The following is a 4,955-nucleotide window of genomic DNA, read 5'->3' as shown; positions in this document are numbered from 1 at the left end:
ATGATGAGAGCTTTGCTGTCAGTGGACACATTGGCTACAACTTCAATAAATACGTTGCAGCTGAATCCCGTAGGTGGTGATATAAGCTCCGGATTAATTGTTTGACTAATGTCATCATGATTCGTTGAATCACCGTGTCAACATTCCTTGTCCATCTAATTCTTTGAAGTGCAACTTTGTATTCAGCACCCAGTTGAACATCGATATATTTGCACTGGACACTACCGAAGTTTCCTGCCCACGAACCAAAGCAATGATGAGAACCGTGTGCACCACGAAATAGCCATTCAAGTATTCAATCACTCCTAGCTTATCCAGACTAAATCCACCATAAGAAGGTGTTTGCCATTCGACATAACGGGAGTGGTTCAAGATGGTGGTTTCTTTGCATTAAACGCTGCTCAATTCGGTTACTAATTTGATTCCAATACCCTTTTAATTAATACGTGGATGGGTATTCTCTGTATTAATGAACGGTAATGGCACAGTTTCTTGTGTACCTAACCGAATACTGCAGAGGTTTGTAAAAACACCATCATCTATTGAAGTGAGTGGCCTTTAGCAAAATTCTGCCAACGAGTAATCGCACTCGGATACCAATCTAAATGGTGGCCAAGTTCACTTATCGCTTGCAGGCAATGAACAAAAAGCGGGGACGAGCGATAAAACGCATTATCCAAAGCCCCCATGACTCGGCAACAATGCGCGATTTGACACAAACACAAACCACCTTGTTCTAGTGTATTTCCCAGTTCTAGCATTCGAGTAGCCATAATAATTGGCATCATCACTGAAAACGACAATGATTCATCAAACTCTATCTGATTAACGAGTTCATCCAATGTGGATAACAAGACCCGATGCAGTTCAGGTACATATTTATCTGGTTCAATCGCCATACGCATTTACTGTCATAAAGTCGTGTAATTTAGTCTGCATAGTGCCCTCACATTTGTCTGTAGTTTCATATCTAAGATGCGGTAACTGGGCGTATCCACATAGATGTCTCTGGGCATCTTCTTTTTAGTGAGTTGAAAACTTCCTTTGTTTGTCTGTATTGATTAAAAAGTTGACTGAATAAGTAGTACGTACCATTGACTTCATGGATATAGAGGGGGATGCCTACGCATTTATTTACCCCTTCTCTTGGAGGAACTTGGCCTGAAAAGAATTGAATGACATAAGCGCGCTTGCGCTTTGGATTGATATTGTTTGTCAGCGGTGTCCGCTCTGGTTGTTGATCAACCTTTTGACGACTAGGGAGGGAGAAAGGTGCGTTCACCAATCGACAGGTTTCAGGTGAGACGGTAAATCGCATCAGTTCTTTTTGATTTTCCGTTTGAAAAATGCCAATTTGATTGACTGGTGAGGACGCTTGACACTCTTTGGCTAATACATAAGTAGCAAATTCACTCAATACACAAGATGTTGATACAAAAAAAATGCTTTGTTGTTCTTGTCGTTTACCTTCTAACGATGAGCACATTTGGATGTGAGAAAACTTCTGACCATTTAACTTCCAAAAGCTAACGGCATCTTCAATGGTAAGAGATTGCGCTGAAGTTGCCCACGACAACATCAATAATATCCCAGCTAGGCAACATGAATAATGTTTATTCATCGTACAAATTCCTTTCATTAGTTCTTGTGAAAATAACGGATATCGAGACCTGATCGATCTTCATGAAAACCAAAACCGAGTACTAATAATGAAGCATGCCGTTATCGGCACAACCATATTTTTTGTGATATATCTAAATATATTAGAGCAAAAAATCAAACGTATTTAACTCTTATTTTTATTTGATGATTCAAGGAGGCAAGAGGGCGAAACCCTCCCCTCCATGAGTGTGTTTAAGTGAATTTACAAAACTCTTTTAATCGAATTTGTCACTAACACCATTACTATTTATGTCCTTATAAGCGTCTGATGTTCCAGGAAGTACATGTCGATCCTTATTATGGCTAAAATCAGATTTAAAAGAATCAGAATGAGAATACAGCATTTCCAACGCATCGTTAACCGCATCATAATCGGAGTCATTCAAAAAATAAGAACTACATGGATACTCATTATTTATCGTTGAGTCTAATAAGCTACAGTCCGAGATTTCAACGTCATTACTCATGCCATCATTATCCAAATCAATCAAGTCGGTCAAAAAATCAGAATCAGAAAACAATTCCTCGGGAAAAGCATATAACTCCGAACTCCCCGACATTGTTATAGCACCGTTAAATTTAAATCCCCAGTAAATGCAAGGTGACTTAACAAGTAAGGATTCATCATCATCTAAATTTAATACTGGAACCGAACAATTATAAGTAGGTATTAACGAGGATAATGGAGCCAATACTCGCCATTTGTCACTTTCACTATTTAAATTTACAATGAACACGTTTCGTCCTTGTCCGGTGTATGCTGTATTAGCTCCGCTCGACATTGATGTGTTATCACTAACAATAGATTTCACTTCGGATAAATTAATTGAAGTTTCTTCAATCAACCCTAGATGAGAAAAAGTGTAAATTTTTTCGTCTTTGGTTATAAATAATAACGTCGATGAGTTTCGGTAAACTTGTTGAATGTTATTTTTAATGTCTTTTATTTTGTTGAAATCAAGGCTTACATCTACCATTTTTCCACTTGAAAGACCGTCTTCTTGAATTGCGTTATAGCCTACTCCATGAAAGCTTTCGTCATCTAACCAGTAGTCAAAATAATAACTAGAAGCTACAAAGTTAATTACGTTTGGAATCTCAAGTGTTCCAACTTTATTATCGTCGTCGTTAGCATAAGTTGCGTTATCCGCGAACACATGCAAACGCTTATCAGTATCTAATACATATATTTTTGAACCAACTAATTGAATCTTTGAAATTGTGATATCCAATTTAATTAAGTTCTTGATAAAGTCCACCGCTTCAGTGGTAGAATCTTCGAACAGCATTTTCAGTTTATGGTCAGAAGTTAAACAAGAGATATTGACATCATCAATAAACATACACCGTTCATAATTAACTGTTGGTGCAGGGATTGAAAATGATTCAGCCGTGCAAGGTTTGATGATAGTTAAAGTCTCTTCACCTTTATGCTTTAATATTAAACCAGTACTTCGGGTACCATTTTCAACAATATACCAACTCTCCACATTGTTTTTATATTCACTAGCATTGAATTTGCTTATATAATCCTTCGGACATGCTGCAGATGTTCCAACTATTTGATTTATTGCTGTAATAGATGAATCTGATGGGTTGTATGTATAACCAATAAGGCCCCATCCTAAATGTAGTTTCTGAAAAGAATACACCCAATCATAAATAAATGACTCGGGTAGTATTTTATAACTATCAGAATTACTTGCTGATGATAATATGGCACTTTCACCATTACTAAGATTTATTAAAAATGCATCTAGACCTACTGATTTTATGTCTGTGGCTTTTACATTATTGTTCGTTAGATATTCGCTCAGTTTTTTTACATTGTCGATGAAATGTGAGGAGGAGGATATACCACCAATAGAGCCGCCTTCATAAACTTTTAGTAGCGAATTGAAACCTAAACGTACTTTTCCTGCGCGTGATTCAACGAATGTTAGGTTTAATTGCCCTGAGCTAAAACCGTTATCTTCATGATCATATACAGTATAGTAGACCGTGTACAGACCGAGCTTGTTGCTCATTGCATTAAAAGATAAATTATTTACATCATATGGTGAAGTAAGTTCTACATCAATATTTTCAGCATGAACATGAACCAATTGAACGTCATCTCCTTCTAAATCAGAGATATATGGAGTTACATCGATAACAGCTTCGCTGCCTGTTTGAAGCCGTTTCGGATAATCCTCTGGTGTATTTATGTTCGGAGGATTGTTCTTTATTCCTGAAATGTCTATAACTAACGTACCATTATAGATTACATCATCACTTTTATCGTCTGATGTATTGTTATCATCAAGTATGTAAAAATATGTTAACGAGTATCCCGCCTCTATAGCATTATAAGTTACGCTACCTGTTTCATCTATTATTGGTACTCCAGTTCCATAAGCAACAATAGCTTCAGAGAACATGGGATTAGTCATTTTTGATAGTTCGGAGCTCAGCTCATCCGCCAAGTTGAATGTTAAAGAATTTCCTACTATTGTTGACTTTGACACTAAGGGCAAGTCGGTAGTAGACGACGCCTCTCGTACTGCACTTTCTCTTTTTTTAGAGGTGGTAGTGACTCTACCTATAGCACTCTCAAAAGTTTCTCCATCTGTAACTGTATAACGATAGCTACATGTCTTAGCTATCTTTGGGGATATCGCGAACTGAATTAAGCGAGATTGTATTTTTAACACTTGACATTGATTATCCTTAGTTAGCGGTTCCACCTTTGTTAAGGACAAATGTTTTCCTTCCATTGATGACACAAAAGTTGAAAAATTGACGTTTAACGCATCAATTTCCGTGTTGGTATCAAATGTCAAATGAAAATCCATCACCCGAATGCTCTTTGAGCTTGGTGGAATGGTTGGAGGCGTGACTTCTGTACCGCCTCCATCCGAACCACCTGAATTATTATTGTTAGGAGCACTATCTCCACCGCACCCTGCCAGGGTCAATATAATTGAATAGAAAATTACTTTTAACCAATACATCGTTTATTCCTCTGCCTTCACAACGTGATATCGAATTTCGACTCGACGGTTTTGATTTCGACCTATGTGAGTATCGTTGGAAGCAATAGGCTCTTCTTCACCTCGCCCTTGAACCAAAATGTTGTTCTCTGGTATGCCTTTTAATACCATGAAGTCTTTAATGGCTACGGCGCGACGCAGCGAGAGCGCCATGTTGTACGCTGCGCTACCTGTACTGTCAGTATGTCCAACAACAATGATTTGCTGAGTGGTGCCGATGTCGTCAACCGCGCGCAGCAATGCTTCGTTGACTTGCACTTC

4 protein-coding genes are annotated in these 4,955 nt (G+C 38.0%); all 4 read right to left on the bottom strand.

Features of this window, described 5'->3' with window-relative positions:
• Window positions 1-539 precede the first annotated feature (539 nt).
• Window positions 540-899, bottom strand: a complete 360-nt coding sequence (locus tag OU793_RS23540) for a hypothetical protein (protein WP_127914002.1) — start codon at window positions 897-899, stop codon at window positions 540-542.
• 71 nt (window positions 900-970) lie between these two features.
• Entirely contained in the window at window positions 971-1,621 is a 651-nt protein-coding gene (locus OU793_RS23535) for a hypothetical protein (RefSeq protein ID WP_131162787.1), read from the bottom strand.
• Window positions 1,622-1,877: 256 nt separating this feature from the next.
• A complete protein-coding gene (locus OU793_RS23530; RefSeq protein ID WP_269666180.1) occupies window positions 1,878-4,655 on the bottom strand; it encodes a hypothetical protein in 2,778 nt (925 codons plus the stop codon).
• Window positions 4,656-4,658: 3 nt separating this feature from the next.
• Window positions 4,659-4,955 (bottom strand): OmpA family protein (locus tag OU793_RS23525; RefSeq protein ID WP_274647865.1); only part of this gene is annotated, 297 nt, incomplete at its 5' end.

Source organism: Vibrio sp. VP6 (assembly GCF_028823755.1).
GTDB lineage: Bacteria > Pseudomonadota > Gammaproteobacteria > Enterobacterales > Vibrionaceae > Vibrio > Vibrio parahaemolyticus.
This window is presented reverse-complemented; position numbering and strand designations above follow the sequence as displayed.